The organism is Streptomyces fructofermentans (genome assembly GCF_014651055.1).
In the GTDB taxonomy this organism is placed as follows: domain Bacteria; phylum Actinomycetota; class Actinomycetes; order Streptomycetales; family Streptomycetaceae; genus Streptomyces; species Streptomyces fructofermentans.
The window spans coordinates 127,320-148,760 of record NZ_BMWD01000025.1 but is presented as its reverse complement, the minus strand read 5'-3'; the positions used below and the strand labels follow the sequence as shown (position 1 = coordinate 148,760).

Here is a 21,441-nt window from a genome sequence, read left to right as displayed (position 1 = left end):
CGTTTCCTTGTTCAGGACAACCCTATTGGGCGCCTGTCCGGAAACTTCGTGGCCCCTCAGCCGTACCGCGCCCCGTGTCGTGTGGCCGGGTCTCGCCCTCCGTGCATCCGTGGAAAGAATCCGGGTCACCGCGGGAACTCGGAGGCGGTCCGGACCGACTGCTGAGCAACAGGGGCCTCGCACGGGCCGATGGAGCGGCACCACAGCGCGTCATCGACCATGCGTCGCCCCTCCTGACCGAATGACGGTGCCCCGCGCGCCGCCGACACAGCACGAGGTCACCGCATGACCGTCAATTCCGAAGCGCCCGACCTGCCGGACGCTCCCGCCCTCGCCGACGAGAAGCCGGAAGCCGAACCCGTTGCCGCGCGGCGCCCCAGCGGCTTCGGCGCGCTGCTGACCCGGCTGCACTTCTACGCCGGCGTCCTGGTGGCGCCTTTCCTCCTCGTCGCGGCAGTGACGGGGCTGCTCTACATATTCACCCCGCAATTGGACTCGATCGTCTACGACAAGGAACTCACCGCCGCCCAGACCGGTGTCAGCGCTCAAACTCTGGCGCAGCAGGTGGCTGCCGCGCGGGCGGAGCATCCGGACGGGACCCTGACCGCCGTTCGGCCGGGAAGCGGCGACGACACCACACAGGTGGACTTCGCCCTGCCGGAACTGGGCGAGAAGGCGCACACGGTCTACGTCGATCCGTACACGAGCAAGGTGACGGGCCGGCTGACCACGTGGTACGGCAGCACCCCGCTCATGACGTGGCTGGACGACCTTCACCGCAACCTCCAGTTGGGGACCGTGGGCCGGTACTACTCCGAGTTCGCGGCGAGTTGGCTGTGGGTCCTGGTTCTCGGCGGCCTGGCCCTCTGGTGGCGGCGGCAGCGTGCCAACCGCACAGCCCGGAACCTGCTGCTTCCCGATCGCTCCGCGAAGCGTGGCGTACGGCGCACCCGGAGCTTTCACGCGGTAACAGGCCTGTGGCTCGCGGTTTTGCTGTTGGCCCTTTCCGTAACCGGCCTCACCTGGTCACGCTACGCCGGCGCTCACTTCGGCCAAGCGCTGGACTCGCTGCGCTCCGGAACGCCCTCGGTGTCCACCTCGCTGGCCGATCCCCCCGCCGGCGCCTCGGGCGGTCACCACCACGAGGGTGCGCAGGACGACAGCACTGCGGAGAAGGTCGATCCGAGCGCCATCGACGGCGTGCTGGAGACCGCGCGCCGTGACGGTATCGGCGGGCCCGTGGAAATCGGCGTACCGCAGGACCACGACACCGCCTGGACCGTTTCCCAGACGCGCGATCTGTGGCCGGTCGGCCGGGACAGCGTCGCCGTCGACTCCTCCACCAACAAGGTCGTCGACCATGTGGACTTCGCCGACTGGCCGGTGCTGGCGAAGCTGACACGCTGGGGTATCGGCCTGCACATGGGCACCCTGTTCGGGATCGTCAACCAGGTGCTGCTCGCCCTGCTGGCCGTCGGTCTGATCTGCGCGATCTTCTGGGGCTACCGCATGTGGTGGCAGCGCCGCCCCACCCGGTCCGACCGCCGCACCCCGTTCGGTACCCCACCGGCCCGCGGGACCTGGCGCAGTCTTCCCCCCTTGGAGACCGCCGTCGGTGTCCTGCTGGTGGTGGCGGTCGGCTGGGCCCTTCCGCTCTTCGGGATCCCACTGGCCGCATTCCTGGCCATCGACCTCACCATCGGCATCATCAAGCGTCGACGTACCACCGCACCGCCGCCCGCCGAGACCCTCTCAGGTCACTGAACGGGTCGACCTCTGCTGTCACGACCACGGCTTCGACGGTGGTGCCGCACCGGCGGCGGCCGCCTGCAGAGTTGCAGCCTGCCCTGGCGGCCGCCGTCGGTTGAGCCGCATGCGGCCGCCTGCGGCCGTCGTCGACGCCGGCCCGCGACCATCCCCGCAAGTGCGGGAGCAGGCGGTGGTCGGCCAGGCGGTCGTCCTCGTCTCGGGACGTCGCCGCGAATCCGGGGAGCAGACTGACCGACCTGGTCGCCTCCGCCCCCGGGCGAAGGCCCATGGGGCGCGCCGAGGCGGCCTTCTTCTGGAGGTCTGTCGCGGTGGGGCATGTTGAGGATCGCCAGGCATCCTCGGCGTACTGCACAGTGGGGTGGATGGGAAAGACTTGGTCCAGGCCGACGATGCGGATGATCCGGCCGACGCGTTCGGGGACCATGGCCAGGGCGATGGCTGCGTCGGTGGCCGGGGCGAGATTGCGCGCGGCGATCAGGACACTGAGGCCGCTGGAGTAGCAGAAGGTGATGGCCGCGAGGTCGAGGACGAGCCGCTGCTTCGGGCGCAGGTCGAGCGCGAGGAGTGCGTCGTGGGCCTGGGGAGCGGTGCGGTGGTCAAGTTCCCCAGCGAGTTCCATGACGGTGCCGGCGGCGGTGTTGCGGGTGCGCAGGCAAGTGCTGGGTCACTGCTGCTCTTCACTGAGAGGTCGGGGCACGAGGATGGCGAGTCGAGGACCGCGTCGTCCACGCCGGTGCCGAAGGCGTCGAGCAGGGCGCGGACCGCGTGGACGGCGATGGACGCCGTGGTGGGGGCGAGGCTGCGGGCGAGGCCGAAGAGGGTGTCGTCCCCGTACCGGTCCTCGCCGCCGGCAGCAGTGGCGTGTGCTTCGGCGAGGCCGTTGGTGTGCAGCAACACAATGTCGCCGGTGGTGAGCAGGTAGTCGCCGGTGCCGTCGGAAGCGGACGGGCGGGCGCTTGGCCGCGGGCGGTGATCGCTTCCTCTTGTGCCAGGGCAGCCCGGAGAGGCGCAGTAGGCGGCCCGATCCCGGTCGACCGCGCCCGGCGGCCGGCGGCCGGGCAGCAAGCACTACGTCGTCCAGGTGGCCGCTCGGGCTCGGCCACCGCTACTCGCTCACCTCTCCGTCACTCCCAGTCCGCCAGGTAGAAGATCTCCAGTTGGCCGCACCCCTCGTCCACGTCTGACAGGTCGCGCGCCAGCATCTGCAACAGCGTCACGGACCGGACGAAACCGTGCGTCTGGGCACGGAGAAAGGCGTCACTGGAGGAGAAGACGAGGGCGATCCTGAACGCCGCTCGTCCTCCTTGCTCGAAGAGCACGTCTCGCAATGCGTCCCAGTTTTTTCCGTAGTAATCCGGAGCGGAGAAGGAACGTCCGAGCATGACAAGCAGTTCACGTTCCGTGGTGATTCCCGAGAGGTCCACCTCCTGCACATCAAAACCCGCTCGGGCCATCTCCTCAACCACCTCGCGACGACGCCTCTCGTGCACAAAATATGGGTCAAGAGGGAGACCCGAAATAACGTCGCCCGGGTCCACCCAGGACTCCCAGAACTCGCTCACGTTGTCACCTGACCTGGATCACCGTTTCGTAGTGGCTCGGTGGCATAGTAATCCTCGCCCACGATGGCGTGTCGACGCCGGCGTCGGCCGCACCGAGGGCGAGTTGCTTGGCCAGGACGTCGCCGACAGCAATGACGATGTCCACGCCGAGTCTGCCCGTCTCCTGGCCGATGTCCCGGTGGGCTTGCGCCGCGGTGTCGCCCAGCTCCAGCATCTCGCCGAGTACAGCGATCCGCCGGGTGCCCGGCTCCTTCTCACCGATCCCGTCATCACTCACCCAGAATCACTCCCCGCCCCGCGTAAAAAGCGCCGAGCCGATCCCACGTCACCTCTGCGGCCTTCTGCGAACGCCCGGGAAGACCCGAAGGATGCGCCCGGCGAGCTGCCGCCGCTCGCCGACGAACGGCCCGCGTGGACCGAAGCCGACTTCCGGCTGACCCAAGAGGACGTCGAAGACCTCGAACAGCCGGACCTGGCGGAGAACACCCTCACCAACCGCGACTCCACGGTCCGGGCGTTCGAGGCCTGGTGCGCGCAGCAGACGCCGCCGCTCCTCGCGCACCCGTGCACGACCCGGACGTACACCTCGTACGCCCTGCACCTGATCCGCAGGGGCAAGGCCGGGGAGTTCAAGCCGGACACGGTCAAGCAGTACCTCTCGCGCATCTACAACTGGCAGCCGGTGGGCATGCGCCCCGACCGCTCCCGCGCACAGGGCCGGGTCCAGGCCTGGCGCAACACGTGGGTCAAGGCCGGCGGGGCGGTCGACCGGGCTGCGGCCGTCACGCTCCCGTACAACCTGCGGATCATCGCAGCGATCGACGAGGACACCCCCATCGGCAAGCGGGACGCGTTCCTCGCCGCCCTGGCGTACGTCAACCTGCACCGGGAGATGGAGCTCGCCGATCAGCTCGTTGGCCGGGTCCGCGTCCACGACACGGGCCTCTACGTCATCACGGCCACGTCCAAGACCGACCAGACCGGCAAGGGATCCGGACGCTTCATCCGGGACCCGGAAGACCTCCAACTCGTCCGCCGGGCCCGCGCGTGGCTCGACGTCCTGCGCGAGCTCGGCGCGGACCGCCCCACCGATCCCCTGTTCCGGGCCTTGACGGTGAAAGGCGCCCTGCGCTCGTACCCGGAGGGCCGCAAGCGCGGGACGAAGATGCGCCCCGGCTCCCTGAACGAGCGGTTCCAACTCCTCGCCGAGCAGGCCGGGGTGCCGTACATCGACGGGCAGCGGGTCCGCTCGCACTCGTGGCGAGCAGGGGCGAACACCAACATGATCGCGGCGGGTGTCCCGCTCAAGGAGCGCAACACAGCCGGCCGGTGGGCGGACGGCTCGCACACCGCTGACACCGTGTACGACCGTACTCACGGGCTCGGGGACAAGGACCCGCTCGCCGCGGTGCCCCTGTACGGCGGCCCTGCCCACGCGGCAGTAGCGGAAGCCCGCGGCCCGGCCTCCACGGGCAGGGACGCGGGCTAGCTGCCAGCCCAGTAGTCCTTGAGCATCTCGCCCGGCCACCCCGGCTCGCGCACATCGCCCCGGGGCCCCATCTCCGGAAAGTAGGGAGCCAGGTCGTAGATGGGGGTGCCGTCCACGGCGTCCATATCGGTGACATGGAGGTCCAGTCCGTCGACCTTGATGAGCCTCGGGAAGCTCGTCGCGAGCTGGTTCGGCCGCCGGTGGTTGCGGTGCGCGAACGTCCCGGAAGGCGCCCACCGCGGGTCGTTACGCGGGCTGCGCGCGTGCAAGGCGACATCGTCGGGGGACGCTTTGCTGAAGTGCCAGGTAACGACCAGGTGGGAGAACTCTTCAAGGCCCTGGACGACTTCGAGGGGAAAGCCGGCGTCGAGCCGGATGATGCAGTGGACGCCGCCCCAGTAGTCGTCTGCGACTTCCGTGCGGCCTCCGACAACCGCGCCGATGGGTTCGATCTGCATCATGGCGTTCCCCTCGATCCTGGTGACGTGATCAATCTACGGTGCGCAGGTAGTCGGCTGCCCGCGTTTCGAGTTCGGCGGCGACAGGGATGCCGCGGCGCCGATACGGGGTGAGAAGCTGCCGCATCTCCACCACGCGCTGTCGGGCGCGACCGGAGTAGATCCCGTCTTCCATCGCATCAAGGGCCCGCGCCCATGTCGCGCACGCCTCCTCGACGTTGCCCGCGGATATCTGGGTGGCCCCCAGGTACCCGAGCGTCACGGCGTGCGTCCGTTTGAAGGCCGGGCCGCGGGTTCGGACGCTGCGCCCGAACTGGCCGACCGCGCCCCTCTTGTCCTTCAGGTCACGTAGCGCACAGGCCGTCTCGTGGGCCAGCGACGCCTCCCCGAAGAAGAACGTGCGGTCCGGCTCTTCGATGCCCTCGTGTGCGCTGCGCAAGTCGTCCTCGGCGCGCAGCAACATCTTCGCGGCGGGCTGCTCCTGGCCGGTCGCGGCGAGAGAGCGCGCGTGGACGACGCCCAGCAGGGCCCGCTCGCGCGGGGTCGCCGACTGGTACCGCTGGCTGGCGAGCGACGCCGTGGAAAGCTCCAGTGCTTTGTGGGGCAAGCTCAGGTCGAGCGCCTGGTGCGCCATGGCGCGCAGGATGTGCCCGGACAGGGGGGCGTCGCCTGCGCGGGCGGCGAGCTTCAGGCCCAGAGCAAAGTAGGGCTCGGCGAGTTCGTGTTCGCCGTTGTCGAATGCCATCCAGCCGACGAGGTAGGCGGCTTCGCCCGCGGCGGAGTACATGGCTCGGCGGACCTGGTCGTTCGGGAAGGAGCCGACCAGGTAGCGGTTGACGTCGGAGTGCAGGTACTCCACGAGTGCGGTCCGGCCGGCGCCGCCGCCGCGCCGCTGGTCGATGCGTGAGAACGCGAGCGTCATCTCACGCACGCTCTCTACGTCGCCGCGGCCGACCCGCTGCCCCTTCCGCTGGTCCTGTGTCGGTTCCTGCGCCATCTCGGCCCACCAGGCGTCGGCAGGTAGCGCCAGGGCTGTCACCGAGTACACGCCGCCACGGAGCAGGCTGCGCCGGTTCGGATCCAAGTCGGTGCTCCCCAGGTCGTTCAGCGCGATCACAGGATCGACGCTCCAGTCCAACGCCCCTTGCGCTGGCGAGGCGGGCGCTGCGAACCCGGCTTCGGCCGGTGTGACGACACGCTTCAGGCAGCGGGACAGCGCCTCGCACATGATTATGGGCGCGCGTCCGGACGGCTGATGACCGGCCACCCAGTGCTGGACGTGCTGCCGGGTGAGGCTGGTGTACTCCGTCGCGCTGTTCTCGTGCGCGACCCGCACGAAGGCGCTGGCGGCCTGAGCCCGTGACCAGCCAGCTTCCCGCAGTAAGGCGTCGAACCGTTCATTCCGATTGCGCGCCATGATGATCCCCCGCCGCACTGATGATCTTGAGTCACGTTTGTCAACCTGGATCGCGGTACTCCCGCGGTATGGCCAACCTATGACCCAACTGCCCAACAGGTGAGGCCAACTGGCGCAATGCTCCCACCCCCGGGGAACAGGCGTCACCCGGCCGTGAAGACGATCTTGAGTCACGTTTGGCAGCCGCACCGCCCCCGACCGGTACCCACGGGAGCGCAATGACGGTTCGCTTTACGTAATCACCCAGTGACTCGTCCAGTGGTCCCGACTGCCGAACCGCCCACCCCCGGTGGGCCTGCACGGGAACGGACGGAACCCCCGTCGTAAAGCAGGGAGCCACCCCCCGTGAACTCGCCTAAGCCCCGCACAACCGCACCCGCAGAAGGGGAATCCGCACCCCCGCGTGCGAGCACGGCCGTACTCCTGCCGCTCGTGGAGAAGAACCCCCGCTTCCTTCAGTTCTGGCCGCTCACCGCAACCGTGCACGCGGGCCCGAACGCCCGGCTGCGTATGCGCCCGTGGCTCACAATGTCCCGCTGGCCCGGCAACATCGACCAGGCCGCGCGCGTCGCCGACAAGCTCGTCGACAACGCCGTCAAGCACGGCAAGCCCCTCCAGGGCGGCTACGTGCACCTGCGGGTCTTCGGACTCCCGGAGACCGACGAGTTGGCCATTGAGGTGGAGGACGGGCTCCCCGAGTTCCCCGGGTTCGAGGAGGCCGCCGCCCAGAGCGGTGAGGTGCAGGGGCGGCCGAAGGGGCTGTGGTGGGTGGCCCAGTACCGGGGCCGGCTGTGCTGGGGCACCCGTGTGGACGACGACGGCCAGATCGTCGGCAAGACCGTGCAGGCACTGCTCCCCGCGACCTGGGACGGCTCGGTATGACACACGCCCCGCTGCCCCACCGGGCAGGCAACCCCCGCGGCCCGGCTTCGGCCGGCGCCGTCGACTTCCTCGAACGCGGCGAGCACATTGCGGCCGACGAGGTCGCGCCGGACATGAGTGGCCTGGCCGCACGCGTGCGGAACCTGATGGACCTCCAGCACGGTCGCCCACTCCGATTACCGCTGGGCGGCCGGTTCTTCGACGCCGTGGTCACCGCCGCCGGGCCCGAAGGCCGCGCCGTCGTCGAACTGCTCGACGAGATCCAGCACGTTCCCGGCCACCGGCCCGACGCCTGCGGCCCGGTGATCGAAGACCCCGAACGACAGTGGCTCATCTGGCTCGTCCCCCCGGGCACACACGCCACGTGGGGGCCCCACCGGTACGGCAGCTGCCTGGGCGCCCCGTACGAACTCGCGCTGCCGCCCATGCGGCAGACGGAGCCTCCGGGCCCGTACTGGCTGCGCCCGTGCCGCGGTGACCGCCTTGTCCCTACGTGGCCCCTCGCCGACTTCCTGGACCGGTTCCAGCCCGGCCCCATCCCGCACGAACAGCTCCTCGGCACGTTCCTGCGCACCATCACCTGATCCCGCTCCCGTACAACCCGCCCCGTTGAGAAAGCCGAAGCGACCTGGAGGCCCTGTGCACGCCCTGATCGCGAGCCCGTTCCTTGACGAGCATCTGATCGTCCGCCCCGGAGACGACGCAGGGGTCCAGATCCCTCTTGCCCGCTACGTGGAGGTGAAGCGGGCCGCGGACGACGGCCAGCTCCCCCCAGACTGGCTGGTCGACGCCGCTCGCCAAGCCTGGTCGCTCGACATAGCCGGGCAGCCCTTGGCCGACACCGTGCTCGTACGGATTCCGAGCCCCTACGGATACGCCCGCGCCTCGTGGGAGATCAACAAGGGCTGTGACTACGACTGCCCCCACTGCTACCTCGGGCTGAAACGGTTCGAGGGAGTGCCGTGGGACGACAAGGTCCGGCTGCTCGACATCATGCGCGACGCCGGCGTGCTCTGGCTCCAGATCACAGGTGGCGAACCGCTGATCGACCGCGAGTTCCCCGAGGCGTACTCGCACGCCTTCGACCTCGGGCTCATGCTGACCATCTCGACGAACGGCTCGCAGCTCCACAAGCCGAAGATCCTGGACACACTCACCGAGCGGCCGCCCCACCACCTGTCGCTCAGCGTCTACGGCGCGACGCCGGAGACCTACGACGGATTCACCCGCAACCGGGGCGCGTTCGGCCGGTTCGTCCGCGGGCTCGACGCCGCCCGCGAGGCAGGCCTACGGCTGCAACTGAACATCGTCCTGACCAAGGACAACGCCGCCGAGTTCGACGCGATGGAGCGCCTGGCCGAGCCCTACGGCCAAGTGTTCGTCTTCACGAACATGTCGCCCACCATCGACGGCGACTCGACGCCCATCCCGGAGCAGGCCGCCAAGTACCTGCGCAAGCGGAAGCCGTTCGCCGGCTGCAACGCCGGACACACCTTCTTCCACGCCGACCCGTTCGGCCACGCCTCCATCTGCAAGATCGGCCGCGACCCCCACATCCCGCTGATGGAGGAAGGCATCGAGGGACTCAAACGCCTCGGCGGCATCGCCGACGGCCTACAACTTCGCACCGGTGGCTGCGCAGGCTGCGCGTTCGGCCAGAAGGACGCCGACGGCAATCCGGGCGGATGCACCACGTGCCGCCCCATGGCCAGGCTCTACCAGGAGGCGAAGGCACCACGAAACATGTACTGCCAGCATCCCGAACCCGTGAGGTGACCCATGGCAACTGCCACTGAGCCCAGCACCACGGAAGCGATCCCGTCCCGAACGGCCGGGCCCGTTCCGGTCGCGATCACCGGCCGCCCGGCCGCCAGCCCGGTCCCGGTTGCGATCACGTCCAGGCCGATCGCTGACGACGAAGTCCGGATCACGCCGCAGATCGGCACCTTCTCTGAGAGCCTCGGCTGCTCCTGCCAGGCCGACGACGACCAGCCCTACTAGACCGACACGCGCCGCGAGCCGCCCTCACCCGCCTAGGGTCGGGGGCGGCTCGTCCGCCCACCCCCAGGAACCACATGCCTGTCGACCGCATCCACTGGACCGACCTCCCCGCAGCAGCCCGCACCGCCGTCGAAGCTCACACGGGTCCCGTCCTCAGCGCGGTGACCGCCCAGGGCGGAGTGAACTCCGGCATCGCCGCCACTCTCCGCACCGCTGCGACGACCCTGTTCGTCAAGGGTGTGCCCGCAGACCACCCGCAGGTACGAACCCAGCAGCGCGAGGCAGCGATCAACCCGTACCTGCCCGACGCGTGCCCCCGCCTGCTCTGGCACGTGAACGCCGGCGGCTGGGACCTGATCGGTTACCAGCAGCTCGCCGGCCGACACGCCGACTACGCCCCCGGCTCCCCGGACCTTCCCCTCGTCGCCCGAGCGGTGGCCGAGCTCCAGACCACACGCTGGCCCGACATCGAACTGAAGCGCGCCGAGCAGCGCTGGGGGTCCTACGCCCCTGCCTCGGATGTCAGCGTGCTCGCCGGTGACACGCTCCTGCACACCGATCTCGCACCCCACAACGTGCTGATCACCAACCGCGCGCACATTGTCGACTGGGCGTGGCCCACCCGCGGCGCAGCCTGGATCGACCCGGCCGTGCTCATCCTGCGGCTCATGGAAGCCGGACACAGCGCACAGGATGCCGACACCTGGGCGCGCACGCAGTTCGCCTCCTGGGCGGCCGCCCCCGCCACCGCGGTGATGGTCTTCTCCCAGGCCAACGCGACCACCTGGGAAGAGATCGCCCGCGCCGATCCGCAGGCATGGAAGAAGACCATGGCCCAACACGCCCATGACTGGGTGAACTACTGGAGCAGCCGCACATCCTGATCGGCTGCTCCCCCCGCACGGCCCCGCTCATCCGCACCCCCCGAGGCGGATGGGCGGGGCTTCCCCATGCCATCCGGCACCTCATTTCACGGCACCTGTAACGCACAGCGGGGTCACTACGTCCATATGACATCGCGGCGTTGACGCTGGGGGGCCACTGCGGTAACGGAGGGCTTTGTACGTGACAACAACGATCGTGCGTGACCAGTTGGAGCTTGAGCTCTTCGCGAACCTGTTCGACAGGCCGCTGGATGCGCCGCCGCCGGCCGCTCCCGCACCGGTGGAAGTCGACACCCGCGCGCACGTGTGGATCGTCGCAGCGGAGATCAAGGTGGAAGCCCGCATCGCGAAGGCGGCCGACTTCCGCGGCTCGTTCACCGCCGCGCCCGGCACCCGCATCGACGCACTTGAGGTCTACTGCCGCGGCTGCCGCCGACCGTTCGAGGATGTGTCCGGCCAGGACTGCGAAGCGCTCGTCGACAACCGGCACCTCATCGGCGGCGACCAGTCGGTGCGCGCCAAGCGGAAGGTCCCCGAGCCGCCCCCGAACGCCAAGCTCGTCCCCGGCGGCACCATCCAGCGGCGCGGCATCAGCGCCTACCTCTCCGGCATCTCCCGCCCCGCACGATAGGAACTACCCCCATGCGCATCTTCCTCGCCGGTCTCGCCTGCGGTGCCGCCTCCGGCGGCCTCACCTACCACCACTCGGGCGGTGACGGCACCGCGGCCGCCGTCCTCGTCGCCGTGCTGGCGTGGGTCGGCATCTGCTACGCGGTGATCGACCTGAGCGACTAGCCCGCGACGCAAACCCGCGGACCTTCCTACGGTCCGCGGCGTGAATCCTCCAACGCAGCCCCAACCGCTCCCCAGCCATCGGGCACCGCGGCGTCGCATCGCCCGCGACCTGATCGGCCTCCTCCTGGCCGACGTCGGGACGGTCGGCCTGCTGGGAGCCCTCTTCGCAGGGTCGCCGCCCCTGGCCCTGTTCGTGATCGGGCTGGTCGCCGCGACAGCCGGTGGAGCCGTGCTCTACACCGAGCCGGCCGTGCCGCACGCACTGCGGCTCGTCGGCGGCTACGGCAGCCTCGCCGTGGGCCTGGCCCTGATCGCCGCCGTGGCCTACTCCCTGAACCCCTGGACCCTGCTGTTCGGCGTGCTCCTGGCCGTCGCGGCATGGGTGAGCGGCGAGGGGGCATGACATGGCCAAACGCCGCTGGTTCCCCGCGCTGCGCTCCCTGATCACCCCGGGCCCGCAGCCGGACGAGACGAAAACGATCAACTCGGCTGGTGGCTACACCAGCAGGCCGCGCGGACGGCTGGGACCTCGGCCGGGTCGTGACCGAGGGCTACGAGCGCGTGGTCTGGGTCTACAAGGCCATCGACACGATGGGCAAGCACGCCGCCCGCCTGCCACTGGAGATCGGCCGCGGTCTCACCGACGACGGCGAGTTCGAGGAGGTCATCGAGGACCACCCGCTCCTGCGCCTCCTCAACGGGAAGAAGGCGAACCCGCTTGAGTCGGACGCCCAGTTCCGCAAGCAGTTGTCGGCGCAGACCCTCCTGTCCAAGCGGGGCAAGTTCTGCGAGGTGACCCGTTCCAATCGCGGCACCATCACCCGACTCGACCTCCTCCCGCCGGACCGGGTCCTGCCCATCCCCGACCAACGCGGCGAGTACATCAAGCACCGCGAGTTCACGACCCTGTACGGGCACATCCGCGAGCTCGACCCCGAGCGGGTCATCTGGGTTCGCGAACCCCACCCGACCGATCCGTTCTCCGGGCAGACCCCGCTGGAAGCGGCGGGCATCAGCATCGAGCTCGACCACCTGTCCCGCCTGGACAACGTGGCGTTCATCACGAACGACTCACGCCCGGGCGGCATCGTCGCCGTCGACACCGCAGACCAGCCAGGTCTCCGGGGGCGGTCGGCCCGTGAGTGGACGCCGGACTCTCTGGTTCAAGACCTCGTCAGGGGCAACCCGTTGATCAGGACCCGCTCCGCACCCTACCGCCGGAGTCCGCGTCCGCCCTACCCTCTGCCTTTGTCCCTGCTGGGACGTCTGCCCTTTGCCTTCTCCCTGCGCCTGCCCGGCGCCTGTACCGGGCGCCCCTGCCAGTCGATGCTGTCGTCGTCCGACAGGCTCGCCCCGTACGAGAGCGCATGCTGGATCACCAGCGACAACTGGCGCTTGGACTCTGCCGAGGGAAGCTCGCTCTGCCACGGGCAGAGCGAGTACCAGCCCTGGCCCGCATCCGTCAGGGGCGGGCGGGAAGCTGCGGGCTCCAAGGGCTCCGCTGGCGCTTCAGGTAGGCGCACCAGCAGCACGTCCATCCCCCAGGCGACGACCGCGGCGATGCCCTTGCCCGCAAGCACCGGCACCCCGAACGTCAGCAGGACCGGCCACTGGGGAGCAAGGTCCCCAAGCCTCTCGATCAGATCCGGGTGAGTGTGCAGCTCCCACCCCTCATGGACATGGGCACCGCGCTTCTGCGGAACGCCCTGCTCCCGCAGCAGGTCCAGCAACGCCGTGTTCTGAGGCAGGTCCGGCAGCCGCGTCATGCCTCGACACGCTACGCGCCATTCAGCAGTGAGGGCAGTGGTGGTGCTCCGCACCAACGCGCCTCCACCTTCCATCCACCCGTCCGTCCAGAACGCCTGAAACGGGCCAGTGCGGCCCGCCTGCATGGGGATAGCCTGCGGGCCCAACCAGGAAGGTGAGTCCGGTGGGCTTCAACGCGGAACGATTGGCGCGTATCGCTGCAATGCGAGAACCCGTGCGGCCCCTGTAGGAAGCAACCTGCGACGAGGATGCGCTCCAGCAGTTCCTCGAAGACACTGCATGCCACGGCGTGGAGGCCGTGCTAGTGACCATGGGCCTGCTGAAATATGATCTTGTCGACGCCCAACGGGCCTTCTTCAACAGCCCCATGCCGCGACACCGAACACGTCTTTCACAACAACGCCCTGGACCTGACGTTGTCAGCGTCCGTGACCGTGCTTGTAGAGCGCATTGCTGGCCCGGAAGCGGATACGGCCACAGCGGTCCCGCTCTTCCTGCGAAGCATCAGGCGGGCAACAGCAATGGCGGGCGATCCATCGAATGTCAGCGGGGTCGAGCCACAGAGGTACCCGCCCGACTGTCTGCTCGCTCTCGGGATCGGTTGGCGTTATGTCAGTCATGCTGGGAGCGTAGCCGTGACCTTCGTGTGCCCGATCGAGCGGGGAACGGGCCCGTGGCATTCATCCTCGAGGTATGCCCCTTTCCACTCAAGTCCTTGAAGTGTGCCGGGCAACGTTTGCTCCGGAGTCGCTTGACCTCGCCCTTCGCACGAGACTTCGCCTCCCTGTACAGAACTGGGGGCCGAGCTCTAAAGGTCGTCACCCGATGACCTCTGTTCCGGTGCCTGACAGGGCTGTCCTGCCCTTCTGGTTGCGGTTCGCCGCTCGCGCTCGGTGCCGACATCGGCTGGAGTCGTTGCCACTGCCCGGATGGGGCGGCGGGAGCACGGATCGTCTATCCGAGGCCGTGCCGCTCGGGATGATCCTTCTTGCGGTGGTTGGCGATGCTGGCAGGGGCACCGCTGTAGTTGCAGTCGGCGCACTTCTCCCACGAGCAGTCCGGATCGGTGACGGCGGCGTGGCGGACTGAGTGGTGTGAGCCGTAGCCGTGGGCGTGAAGCAGTTGAGCCACGGACCCGTCGTACTTGAGGGCCATGAGCGCTGCTTCGGCGATCTTGTCGTGGCCGGCGGCGAAGAACTTGCCGAGTCCGACGTCCCTCCCGCAGCCGCACCAGCATTTGCCGGTCGGGATGAGACGAGGCTTCCCAGTGATTGACATGAATCCAAGATGGCAACCCTTGGATTGAAGTCAAGACATCAACCCAAGGATTCTATCCAAGAGTTACATTTTCGCTCCAGGCCTCCCATCGTGCGCGATCGACCTCAACAGGCGGACCAGGCGGCCCTGTTCAATGGTCTGGCCAATACGGGTCAGGTGGCTGCAGAGCAAGTGGAGACGGGCGCCCGGCGCCGCATGGGCGGCCAACGCCCCCGCGTCAGACAGCAATTCTGAGCCTGGCCCTGGACCTCCCGAAGGTCGGGATCACAACGGCACGATCAGCGAACATGGTTCATCCGACACGATGTCCCTACCTTCGGGCCAACGACCGCCCATGCCGAAAGGTGCATGATCAACGGCTGCTGGTAACACCCCTATGACGCCTCAGTTGCTGCGCGCGCTCGCTCGACGAACCGCGCTTGCCATTCCCGATAGGCGGCCTCTGCTGCGTCGAAGCGGTCGCGGGCGTCCGCGTCCCCGCGGGTGATGTGCCACAGGCACTGGTTCACTTTCTGCGCAGCGTCTTGAACGGCCTGAGCTGCTTCGGCAGTGGCGGCCGGCCCTTCCAGGACAACGACCCGGACGCTTTGGAGGAGTGGTGCGTAGGCTTCTCGTAGTTCAACGCGCAACTCCTCCAGTCGTACCAACTGCCGCTGAGGATCGGGTATCTGGAAAAAGGCGTCCGAGACCCTCCAATACAACTCCGCAGTGTCGTGGGAGCGTTGCATCAGCTCAAGGTAGGCAGCGCGTCGCAATTCCCGCACTCGTCCTCGATGCTGAGCCTCCATCGATGCCTCGGCCTGGACCCGGGCAGCCCGTACGTTCCCCAGGTTCGTCACCCAGCTTGCCAAGACAGCCGTGCCGCCGGTGAATGCCGCGACCCACATCGTGCTGTCCCCCATGGCGATCAGTCTCGGTGAGGTGCAGCGCACTGTCGAGGGCACCTTGCAAGCCGCTCCGTCACTTGGCAGTCAGGCTCAGTTCAAGCAACCTCCCGCCAGGCATCGCAAATGGGCGCGAACCTGCCGGCGACCCGAGCCCGGTCGAGTGCGGTGACACCTGGCAGGGCACCCGGCTCGCGGATCACGGGCTTCAGGTAGTTATCGCGCTCGAGACAGAGTCCGTTGCGGGCACTGAGTCGTTCGTGCGGGTGCCCTCCTCCCGGCCGTCGTGGACCACGAACTCGGAGGCGTTGAGCATGACGCCGGTGGTGCGACCGATCGCGAACTCAGTCGTCTCCGTGATCAAGGAAGAGCTGGGCCAGCCCGGGCAGGCGGGCGTGCATCTCCGACGTGTTGTCGAAGTCGAATCCCTCGCCCATGTCGGTTGGCTCGTGATTGGCTCGCGGTCCGCAGAACCGGTCGTAGTCGTCGTAGAAGGTGCAGTCGTCCTCGGTTTCGTTGATGCGCTCATAGGCGTATGAGGCTGCGTAGTTGACGGTTTCGTTGAACAGCGCCTCGTCGCTGCCTTCGGCCGCCGCAGCGATGACGTCCGGATGCTGGGCGAGAACATCGGGTGCGGTGGCGGCCCGGTCGTACCACTCTCGGCCTTGCGCGATCAGGCCGGCGCGGAAGTCCATGAAGGCGTCGTCGGCGCAGCCTCCACCGATCAGATAGGCGGCAGCCCACAAGTCCCAGCGATAAATCGCCCCGCGGAGCTGATCGAAGCGCTGCTGGTATTCGAGGATCGTCTGCTTCGAGGTCGCCGCGAGCCGCTCGACCAGGGCCGAGGCGAACGCGTCGTCCGGGTTTCCGGAGGTCAAAGCAGCGTCGGTGCGTGCCGTTTCGATGACGGTCCAGAATTCGTCGATGTTCATGGCCGCACCTTCTCACCTGCCCCTGACAGCCGACTCCGGGGACCGGTCGTGACAGTAGGTGTGGAGATCAACGGTCGGCGGCACCCGCCGTTCGATCTGGGCGAGCTTGTCGGGCGCTCCCGGAAGGGCGATCCAGACCAGAGCGGTTCTCCGCCAGGAGCTTGCCTCGCGGGGAGGGGTAGGAGTCGCCGGTCAGGGTGCGGACGGGTCAACGATGCACTGTCACCGCAGCATCAGCGAGACCTCACACCTGAGACGTACCATCGCCTCCGCTGCCTGACCACCGCAGTCGCCGCCCCCGCGATCCGCCGACGTGCGCCCTCCGTGGCAGTTCAGAAGCGTCACTCTCACCGCCGCTGCCCGCAGTCTCGGAATCTGGTCGGCCGTTCTGTCCGCCGTCGAACGCGGAATCCGCCGAGACAGCAACCTCGCCCACGCCGGCCGCGACTGGCTCAGCGCCGCAACCCGAGCGTTCGAAGCGAACCTTCACTCATAGACAGTGGCGGCTTGAAGCGCTCGTGCCAGGAAGGTCCAGTCACCGCTTTCAGGAGGCTCCTTCCCGAAGTTCTGGTACCAGCCCGGCGAGGCATGCACCCATGCCGCCAGAGCCTCAAGGAAACTGTCGAGGGTCTGGTTCTCCCATTCGTGCCCCCTGCGCAGGTAGTCCTCGCGCAGGCCCTCAACGAAGGAGACCAGTTCGTCGCGGCTGCGGACTTCGTCGTCGGGAGTCGGTGAAATGCTCTGAAAGTACCTTGCGCCTCCTTCTGACGTGCGACGTTCCTCCATCAGCAGTAGGACCGGGACCGAGTAGCAGCCGGTACGGCGAAGCCAGGCTGACCGGTGGGCCGTTCACCCTGCCGCCCCCACCGGTTCCACGGCGTGAGGGACATGAGCAGTGCCGCGCAGCCGCAAGAAGACTGACCACACCAGACCGCCACCGCGGAACCTGACACAGCCCAGTCGGCGTGGCTGGAGGTCAGTGCACGTCAGACGGAAGTCGTGCGGGCCTGGACGAAAGACGGATGCCCGACCGCCGAATGCCCCTCTAGCGTCGGCTGGACCGAGACCGCCCACCGTCTGCGTCGACAGGAGCCGAACGCATGCTGACTGTCCGAGGCATCTCCTACCTGATCGGCGAGGCGAGCACCGATGACGTGCGGCGGGACCTGGAGATCATCGCCCGGGATCTGCACTGCACCACGGTGATGCTCGTCGGGGATGGCAAGCGGTTGATCGATGCCGCCCGCACCGCCCTCGAGACCGGTCTCGGCGTGTACATCCGGCCCCACGTTCCCGAGTTGCCTCAGCCGAAGCTGCTGGAGCACTTGGACGCCATCGCCGAGGCGGCGGAAGAACTTCGCCGGGAGCACCCGGACCGGGTAACGCTCCTGGTCGGCAGCGAGTTCTCCCACACCGTGCCCGGAATCGTTCCCGGACCTCGGTCCTTCCTGCGCCTGAAGCTCATCGTGCGTTTCCGCCGCGTGCTGCGGCGCAGGATCGACCGGCGGCTCCACAGGCTGCTCACCATCGCCGTGATCACCGCGCGGCGTCGCTTCGGCGGTCCGGTCACCTACTCCGCGGCCGCGTGGGAGCACGTCGACTGGTCGCTGTTCGACCTGGTCGGAGTCAGCCTCTACCGCTCCGGCCGCAACCAGGCCACCTACACGGACCGCCTGCGCAGCCTGGTTCGCGATCATGACAGGCCCGTGGTCATCACCGAGTTCGGGTGTGGTGCCTTCACCGGAGCCGACCGCCGGGGAGCCGGTTCCTTCTGGATCGTCAACTGGTTCGCCGTGCCCCCGCGCATCCGCGGCGACTATCCCCGTGATGAGGACGTCCAGGCCCGCTACCTCGGTGAACTCATCGACCAGTACGACGCGGAGGGCGTGCACGGCTGCTTCGTGTTCACCTACGCCATGCCCGACTTCCCGCATCACGACGATCCGTGTCTCGACCTCGACAAGGCCGGCTTCGGGGTCGTGGCGGTGACCGGCGACGGTACGTGCAAGCCCAAACGGGCGTTCCACGAAGTCGCGCGGCGCTACGGCGACATGGCCGTGGAGGAATGACCGAGTGAAATCCGAACCTTCCAGCTTCATCGCCACACGGTCCGCGGCATCACTACGTAGCGCGGGTCAGAGAATCGACGTCTGCAATGGAGTGCAGCGGCCTCGGCTCATCACCGTGCCTACGACGGTGCTGCGCTTCTTCGCAGATCCGCGGCGATCCGGGGGCGCGGACGTCCTCATGGACTCGCAGGTCGCCGAGCCCGTGGCCGGCTCGTTAAAGCCGGAGGCAGATGGCGGACACTCTCGCCGCTGGGGTCTTCTCCGGCCTCGCTTCCGAAGCCACAGCTGGCGGGGCAGGCGGACGCTGAGCGCAGTGCGCTCGTCCTTGCACAGGGTTTCCACGTGCCGGGTGAGCCGGCCGGTGAGGGCTGCACCTGGTCGGTGCGTTGGTGTTGCGGGGTTCGATGGTGGCGGCGGTCGTCCCGCACCTCTGGTGGAGGTGGGGCGACCGCCGCTTTCCCGCGTTGTGCCTACTTCAGGGGTTAGCGCACGTCGACGTAGTCACCCGTGGCCTTGACGGCCGGGGTGGTCGTGGTGCCCGCGAAGCTGTAGCGGAAGTAGCCGTCGACCGTGGCCTTCGTGGTCGTCTTCAGGTTGCCGGCCGAGTCCGACTTGATGGTCTTCAGCGTCGTGTAGGTGTCGCTGGTCTTCTTGCGGAACTGCAGCTGCACCGACTGGCCGGTATAGCCGTGGTAGGCAAGGTCGTCCCAGTTGGCCCGGGCCAGCTTGCCCGTGACCGTGACGGTCTTGCCCTTCGTGACGGGCTCCGGCGCGGCGTTGACCGTCAGGGTAGAGGCGCGCTGAACCCGGGCGGTCTTGTACGCGTCGGTGATGACGTAGTCGCCGTCGTTGCCCATGGCTCCGGCCCACACCTTCCAGGTGCCGGCCAGGAGGTTGGCGTAGATGTTCTCGTTCGGGTCGGCGACGAGCGTGACCTTGCAGGTCCCGGTGGTGGCGCCGGTGGCGGTGCACGTACCCCACTCGGCGTCCGGCGTGATCACGCCATCGACGTTGTCGATGTCCGAACCGTGCCAGAGCTGGGCGTAGCCGTCGTAGATGCCCGACGGGTCGGTGGCCGTCACCGAGATGGTGAAGGTCTTCTTCTTGCTGACGCCGACCACGATGTCCTTGCCGCCATTGACGGAGACGCTGGTGATCTGGGTGTCGCCGACCACCTCGTCCGCCGGCGAAGCGGCGGCGAACGGAGTGACCTTCGATGACTTCGACTTGCCCGGCGCCATCGAGGCGAGCGAGGCGTTGCCGTCCGCCTGCGCGGCGGGAACGGCAAGGGCGGAGAGGGCCAGGGCGCCGGTGACAGCGGCCACGGTGGCTCGTATGCGCATGCATTCCTCTGCTGGAAAGGGGGGGCCGGACAGTCGTCATGCCTTGCGGCTCGCGACGACGCCGATACCCAAAGATGATCTTGGAGTCTGGTTGACTCGCTGATCAGATTCACGAGAGGGGCAAACAGTTGTACGCCCGGTGAAACTTTTATGAAGTCGTACTCGGAGGCGCGTCCTCGGCTTCAGTCAGGGCAGGCGGGGGCGCGCTTTGTCCGGGAATCGGGCAGCGTCGCCGACCGGACCGTCCAAGCGGTCGGCAGCCCGACCGGCACGGGCCGAGCAACCGGCCACCAGCGCCGCCTGTCCGGCGTGCGTGCAGCCGTTCATCCTCGACGGCACCGGCTCCGCCGGAATCGAGCGCCGGGTCAAAGCCCTGGGCGCAACCGCCCTCGCACCGGCCCGTCCGACTTACCGCGCGACGCTTCCCGCCCCGGCGACGGCTCGGCTCCGCATTGCCTTCTCAGGCGGTCGGTTCCGCGGCTCCCCGACCATCTGATGGTTACGGCCCACCCGTGACCGTCGTCCGTCACGCCCTCACCCCAGCGCTGCGCAAGGCCACACTGGCCGCAGCGGAACGTACCGCGGACGCCTGGGGCGCGTCGCAGGTCCCGCCCTATCCGCCACTGGCAGGCTCTCCGCCCGGACACCTCAGGGTCTTGGCACGTCAAGTCGCACGCTCCCAGCCCTTGTGTAACCTGTCGATCCGTTCGAACGGGATGCGGAGGCCGCTGGTGGACGCCGATGGAACGCGTACCGCGATCCAGCTACCCGAAGGGTCCTGGTGGGACTGGGACGTCATCGCGTGGGACAGCGGACAGCTCAGGCTCGCCGCCGACCACGACCTGACCTACCACCACGGCCTGGAACTGATCTTCGGCGATCCGATCTTCGTGAGTTGTCCGTCCGGCTTTCGTGATCCGGCCTTCCGATCCCCGTCGCCCGACGAACTCCTGAAAGTCACCCGCCAGTTCGGTGGGGTACCGCCCATCGTGGTCGCCTTCGAGGCCGAAGCCGGAGGACAGGAACCGGTCTCGTGCCTCATCGCCGCAGAGCGCCTCGACATCGTCCAGGAGACGGTCCTGCGGTACTGGCGCGAGGATGCAGACCCCGATCAGCGCTTCGCCCCCTGGGTGACGCCCCCGGGGCAGTAGGCGCACTGGACCGTTCCGATTCTCTGAATAGAACACACGGTGGGGGCAACCCCGGTCCGGACCCCCAAGGGCGACCGCCCGGCTCGGCCACGACGACGGTGCCAGTGGAAGCGTGTCCAGAGCAGCCAACTGACGTGGTTTCCGATCCAGCCAGCGGTGGCGCACTTCCGCGGACCGGTTCCGGAGGTGGTCTTCGAGCGCAGCCTCCGCCGCGGGCCACGGTTTGGATCGGGTGGGCGCACGCGGCCGCTTCGGCGGCGAGGCCCCCCCGGGCTACCCGGGATGGGGAAGGTGGCAGCGAAACCCCCTGGTCAGTGACCTGGAACGCCTGTCATGCTCGGCCCGGCCTCGTGAGCACGGATATCCATGGATTCGTCGAGGTCAGGAACAACTACATCGACACCCCGTCGCCAGAACGTGCCCCACGAGGAGTGATGTGCCGTCTGGACGGTCATGGCCCTGCTTGCAGTTGGACGCCGGCGGCAATCCAAACGTGTCAGGCGTGGAGGCCGGCTGGGTGGTCATGGAGTCGGGCGACGACGGCTCTCCGACTGGACGGGCCCTGTCGGGCCTGCACGAAGACCTCCTGTCGATGGATCCCAGCGGGCGCGACGGAGCCGACCTCCGGCGATGAGGGCACAAGGCACGCCTCAACGCCCGCTTGACCCAAGCCCAAGCCCAAGGCCAGGTCAGCGGCACAAGCCTGTTCCTTCGGAATGTGGGGAGCGGAGCAGAAGGACTCATCGATCACCGCATCGG

At 68.2% G+C, this 21,441-nt stretch carries 23 protein-coding genes; 13 read left to right on the top strand and 10 right to left on the bottom strand.

Annotated features, from left to right (window positions below):
* Window positions 1-285 precede the first annotated feature (285 nt).
* Entirely contained in the window at window positions 286-1,764 is a 1,479-nt protein-coding gene (locus IE265_RS29255) for a PepSY-associated TM helix domain-containing protein (RefSeq protein WP_190038725.1), read from the top strand.
* On the opposite strand, the gene IE265_RS39395 is transcribed toward IE265_RS29255, so the two are convergent.
* From IE265_RS39395 to IE265_RS29240, 3 genes are all read right to left on the bottom strand, one after another.
* Entirely contained in the window at window positions 1,709-2,389 is a 681-nt protein-coding gene (locus tag IE265_RS39395; RefSeq protein ID WP_190038724.1) for an STAS domain-containing protein, read from the bottom strand. The two genes, IE265_RS29255 and IE265_RS39395, sit on opposite strands and share 56 nt — an antisense overlap.
* Before the next feature lie 505 nt (window positions 2,390-2,894).
* A complete protein-coding gene (locus IE265_RS29245; protein WP_190038723.1) occupies window positions 2,895-3,332 on the bottom strand; it encodes a barstar family protein in 438 nt (145 codons plus the stop codon).
* Between the two features lie 4 nt (window positions 3,333-3,336).
* The gene (locus tag IE265_RS29240; RefSeq protein ID WP_190038722.1) at window positions 3,337-3,546 is read right to left on the bottom strand and encodes a hypothetical protein; all 210 of its coding nucleotides are present in this window, start codon (window positions 3,544-3,546) and stop codon (window positions 3,337-3,339) included.
* On the opposite strand from IE265_RS29240, the gene IE265_RS29235 reads away from it, so the two are divergent.
* Complete coding sequence (locus IE265_RS29235) at window positions 3,511-4,821, top strand: site-specific integrase (RefSeq protein ID WP_190038721.1); 1,311 nt, start codon at window positions 3,511-3,513, stop codon at window positions 4,819-4,821. The two genes, IE265_RS29240 and IE265_RS29235, sit on opposite strands and share 36 nt — an antisense overlap.
* On the opposite strand, the gene IE265_RS29230 is transcribed toward IE265_RS29235, so the two are convergent.
* On the bottom strand, window positions 4,818-5,282 hold the full coding sequence (locus tag IE265_RS29230; protein WP_190038720.1) for an SAM-dependent methyltransferase: 465 nt from the start codon (window positions 5,280-5,282) through the stop codon (window positions 4,818-4,820). The genes IE265_RS29235 and IE265_RS29230 overlap by 4 nt on opposite strands.
* Before the next feature lie 28 nt (window positions 5,283-5,310).
* Complete coding sequence (locus IE265_RS29225) at window positions 5,311-6,696, bottom strand: NsdA family TPR-like regulatory protein (RefSeq protein ID WP_190038719.1); 1,386 nt, start codon at window positions 6,694-6,696, stop codon at window positions 5,311-5,313.
* A gap of 432 nt (window positions 6,697-7,128) precedes the next feature.
* Here IE265_RS29225 and IE265_RS29220 point away from each other — a divergent pair, with 432 nt between their 5' ends.
* The 9 genes from IE265_RS29220 (at window position 7,129) to IE265_RS29180 (ending at window position 12,911) form a co-directional block, all read left to right on the top strand.
* Window positions 7,129-7,578 (top strand): ATP-binding protein, encoded by a 450-nt coding sequence (locus tag IE265_RS29220; protein ID WP_190038718.1) that lies wholly within the window; start codon window positions 7,129-7,131, stop codon window positions 7,576-7,578.
* Entirely contained in the window at window positions 7,575-8,162 is a 588-nt protein-coding gene (locus IE265_RS29215) for a hypothetical protein (protein ID WP_190038717.1), read from the top strand. The genes IE265_RS29220 and IE265_RS29215 overlap by 4 nt, the downstream gene beginning before the upstream one ends.
* A gap of 55 nt (window positions 8,163-8,217) precedes the next feature.
* A complete protein-coding gene (locus IE265_RS29210) occupies window positions 8,218-9,354 on the top strand; it encodes a radical SAM protein (RefSeq protein WP_190038716.1) in 1,137 nt (378 codons plus the stop codon).
* A gap of 3 nt (window positions 9,355-9,357) precedes the next feature.
* Complete coding sequence (locus tag IE265_RS29205) at window positions 9,358-9,579, top strand: hypothetical protein (protein ID WP_190038715.1); 222 nt, start codon at window positions 9,358-9,360, stop codon at window positions 9,577-9,579.
* A gap of 74 nt (window positions 9,580-9,653) precedes the next feature.
* On the top strand, window positions 9,654-10,463 hold the full coding sequence (locus IE265_RS29200) for an aminoglycoside phosphotransferase (RefSeq protein WP_190038714.1): 810 nt from the start codon (window positions 9,654-9,656) through the stop codon (window positions 10,461-10,463).
* A gap of 181 nt (window positions 10,464-10,644) precedes the next feature.
* Entirely contained in the window at window positions 10,645-11,094 is a 450-nt protein-coding gene (locus IE265_RS29195; protein ID WP_229916676.1) for a hypothetical protein, read from the top strand.
* 11 nt (window positions 11,095-11,105) lie between these two features.
* On the top strand, window positions 11,106-11,258 hold the full coding sequence (locus IE265_RS29190; RefSeq protein WP_190038713.1) for a hypothetical protein: 153 nt from the start codon (window positions 11,106-11,108) through the stop codon (window positions 11,256-11,258).
* A 40-nt stretch (window positions 11,259-11,298) separates the two neighbouring features.
* Complete coding sequence (locus tag IE265_RS29185; RefSeq protein WP_190038712.1) at window positions 11,299-11,661, top strand: hypothetical protein; 363 nt, start codon at window positions 11,299-11,301, stop codon at window positions 11,659-11,661.
* 89 nt (window positions 11,662-11,750) lie between these two features.
* Complete coding sequence (locus tag IE265_RS29180) at window positions 11,751-12,911, top strand: phage portal protein (protein ID WP_190038711.1); 1,161 nt, start codon at window positions 11,751-11,753, stop codon at window positions 12,909-12,911.
* A gap of 1,068 nt (window positions 12,912-13,979) precedes the next feature.
* Here the strand turns inward: IE265_RS29180 and IE265_RS29175 are convergent.
* The 4 genes from IE265_RS29175 to IE265_RS29160 form a co-directional block, all read right to left on the bottom strand.
* Entirely contained in the window at window positions 13,980-14,303 is a 324-nt protein-coding gene (locus IE265_RS29175) for a hypothetical protein (RefSeq protein WP_229916674.1), read from the bottom strand.
* A gap of 374 nt (window positions 14,304-14,677) precedes the next feature.
* Window positions 14,678-15,205 carry a hypothetical protein gene (locus IE265_RS29170; RefSeq protein ID WP_190038710.1) on the bottom strand — a complete coding sequence of 176 codons (528 nt, stop codon included), beginning with the start codon at window positions 15,203-15,205 and terminating at the stop codon, window positions 14,678-14,680.
* A 326-nt stretch (window positions 15,206-15,531) separates the two neighbouring features.
* A complete protein-coding gene (locus tag IE265_RS29165) occupies window positions 15,532-16,119 on the bottom strand; it encodes a DUF4240 domain-containing protein (RefSeq protein ID WP_190038709.1) in 588 nt (195 codons plus the stop codon).
* A gap of 486 nt (window positions 16,120-16,605) precedes the next feature.
* Entirely contained in the window at window positions 16,606-16,905 is a 300-nt protein-coding gene (locus tag IE265_RS29160; protein ID WP_190038708.1) for a DUF7660 family protein, read from the bottom strand.
* Between the two features lie 314 nt (window positions 16,906-17,219).
* On the opposite strand from IE265_RS29160, the gene IE265_RS29155 reads away from it, so the two are divergent.
* Window positions 17,220-18,188 (top strand): glycoside hydrolase family 113 protein, encoded by a 969-nt coding sequence (locus IE265_RS29155; RefSeq protein ID WP_190038707.1) that lies wholly within the window; start codon window positions 17,220-17,222, stop codon window positions 18,186-18,188.
* Window positions 18,189-18,670: 482 nt separating this feature from the next.
* Here IE265_RS29155 and IE265_RS29150 read toward each other — a convergent pair whose 3' ends face one another.
* Window positions 18,671-19,531, bottom strand: a complete 861-nt coding sequence (locus IE265_RS29150; protein ID WP_190038706.1) for a calcium-binding protein — start codon at window positions 19,529-19,531, stop codon at window positions 18,671-18,673.
* A 731-nt stretch (window positions 19,532-20,262) separates the two neighbouring features.
* Here IE265_RS29150 and IE265_RS29145 point away from each other — a divergent pair.
* On the top strand, window positions 20,263-20,682 hold the full coding sequence (locus IE265_RS29145; protein WP_190038705.1) for a hypothetical protein: 420 nt from the start codon (window positions 20,263-20,265) through the stop codon (window positions 20,680-20,682).
* Window positions 20,683-21,441: the final 759 nt, after the last annotated feature.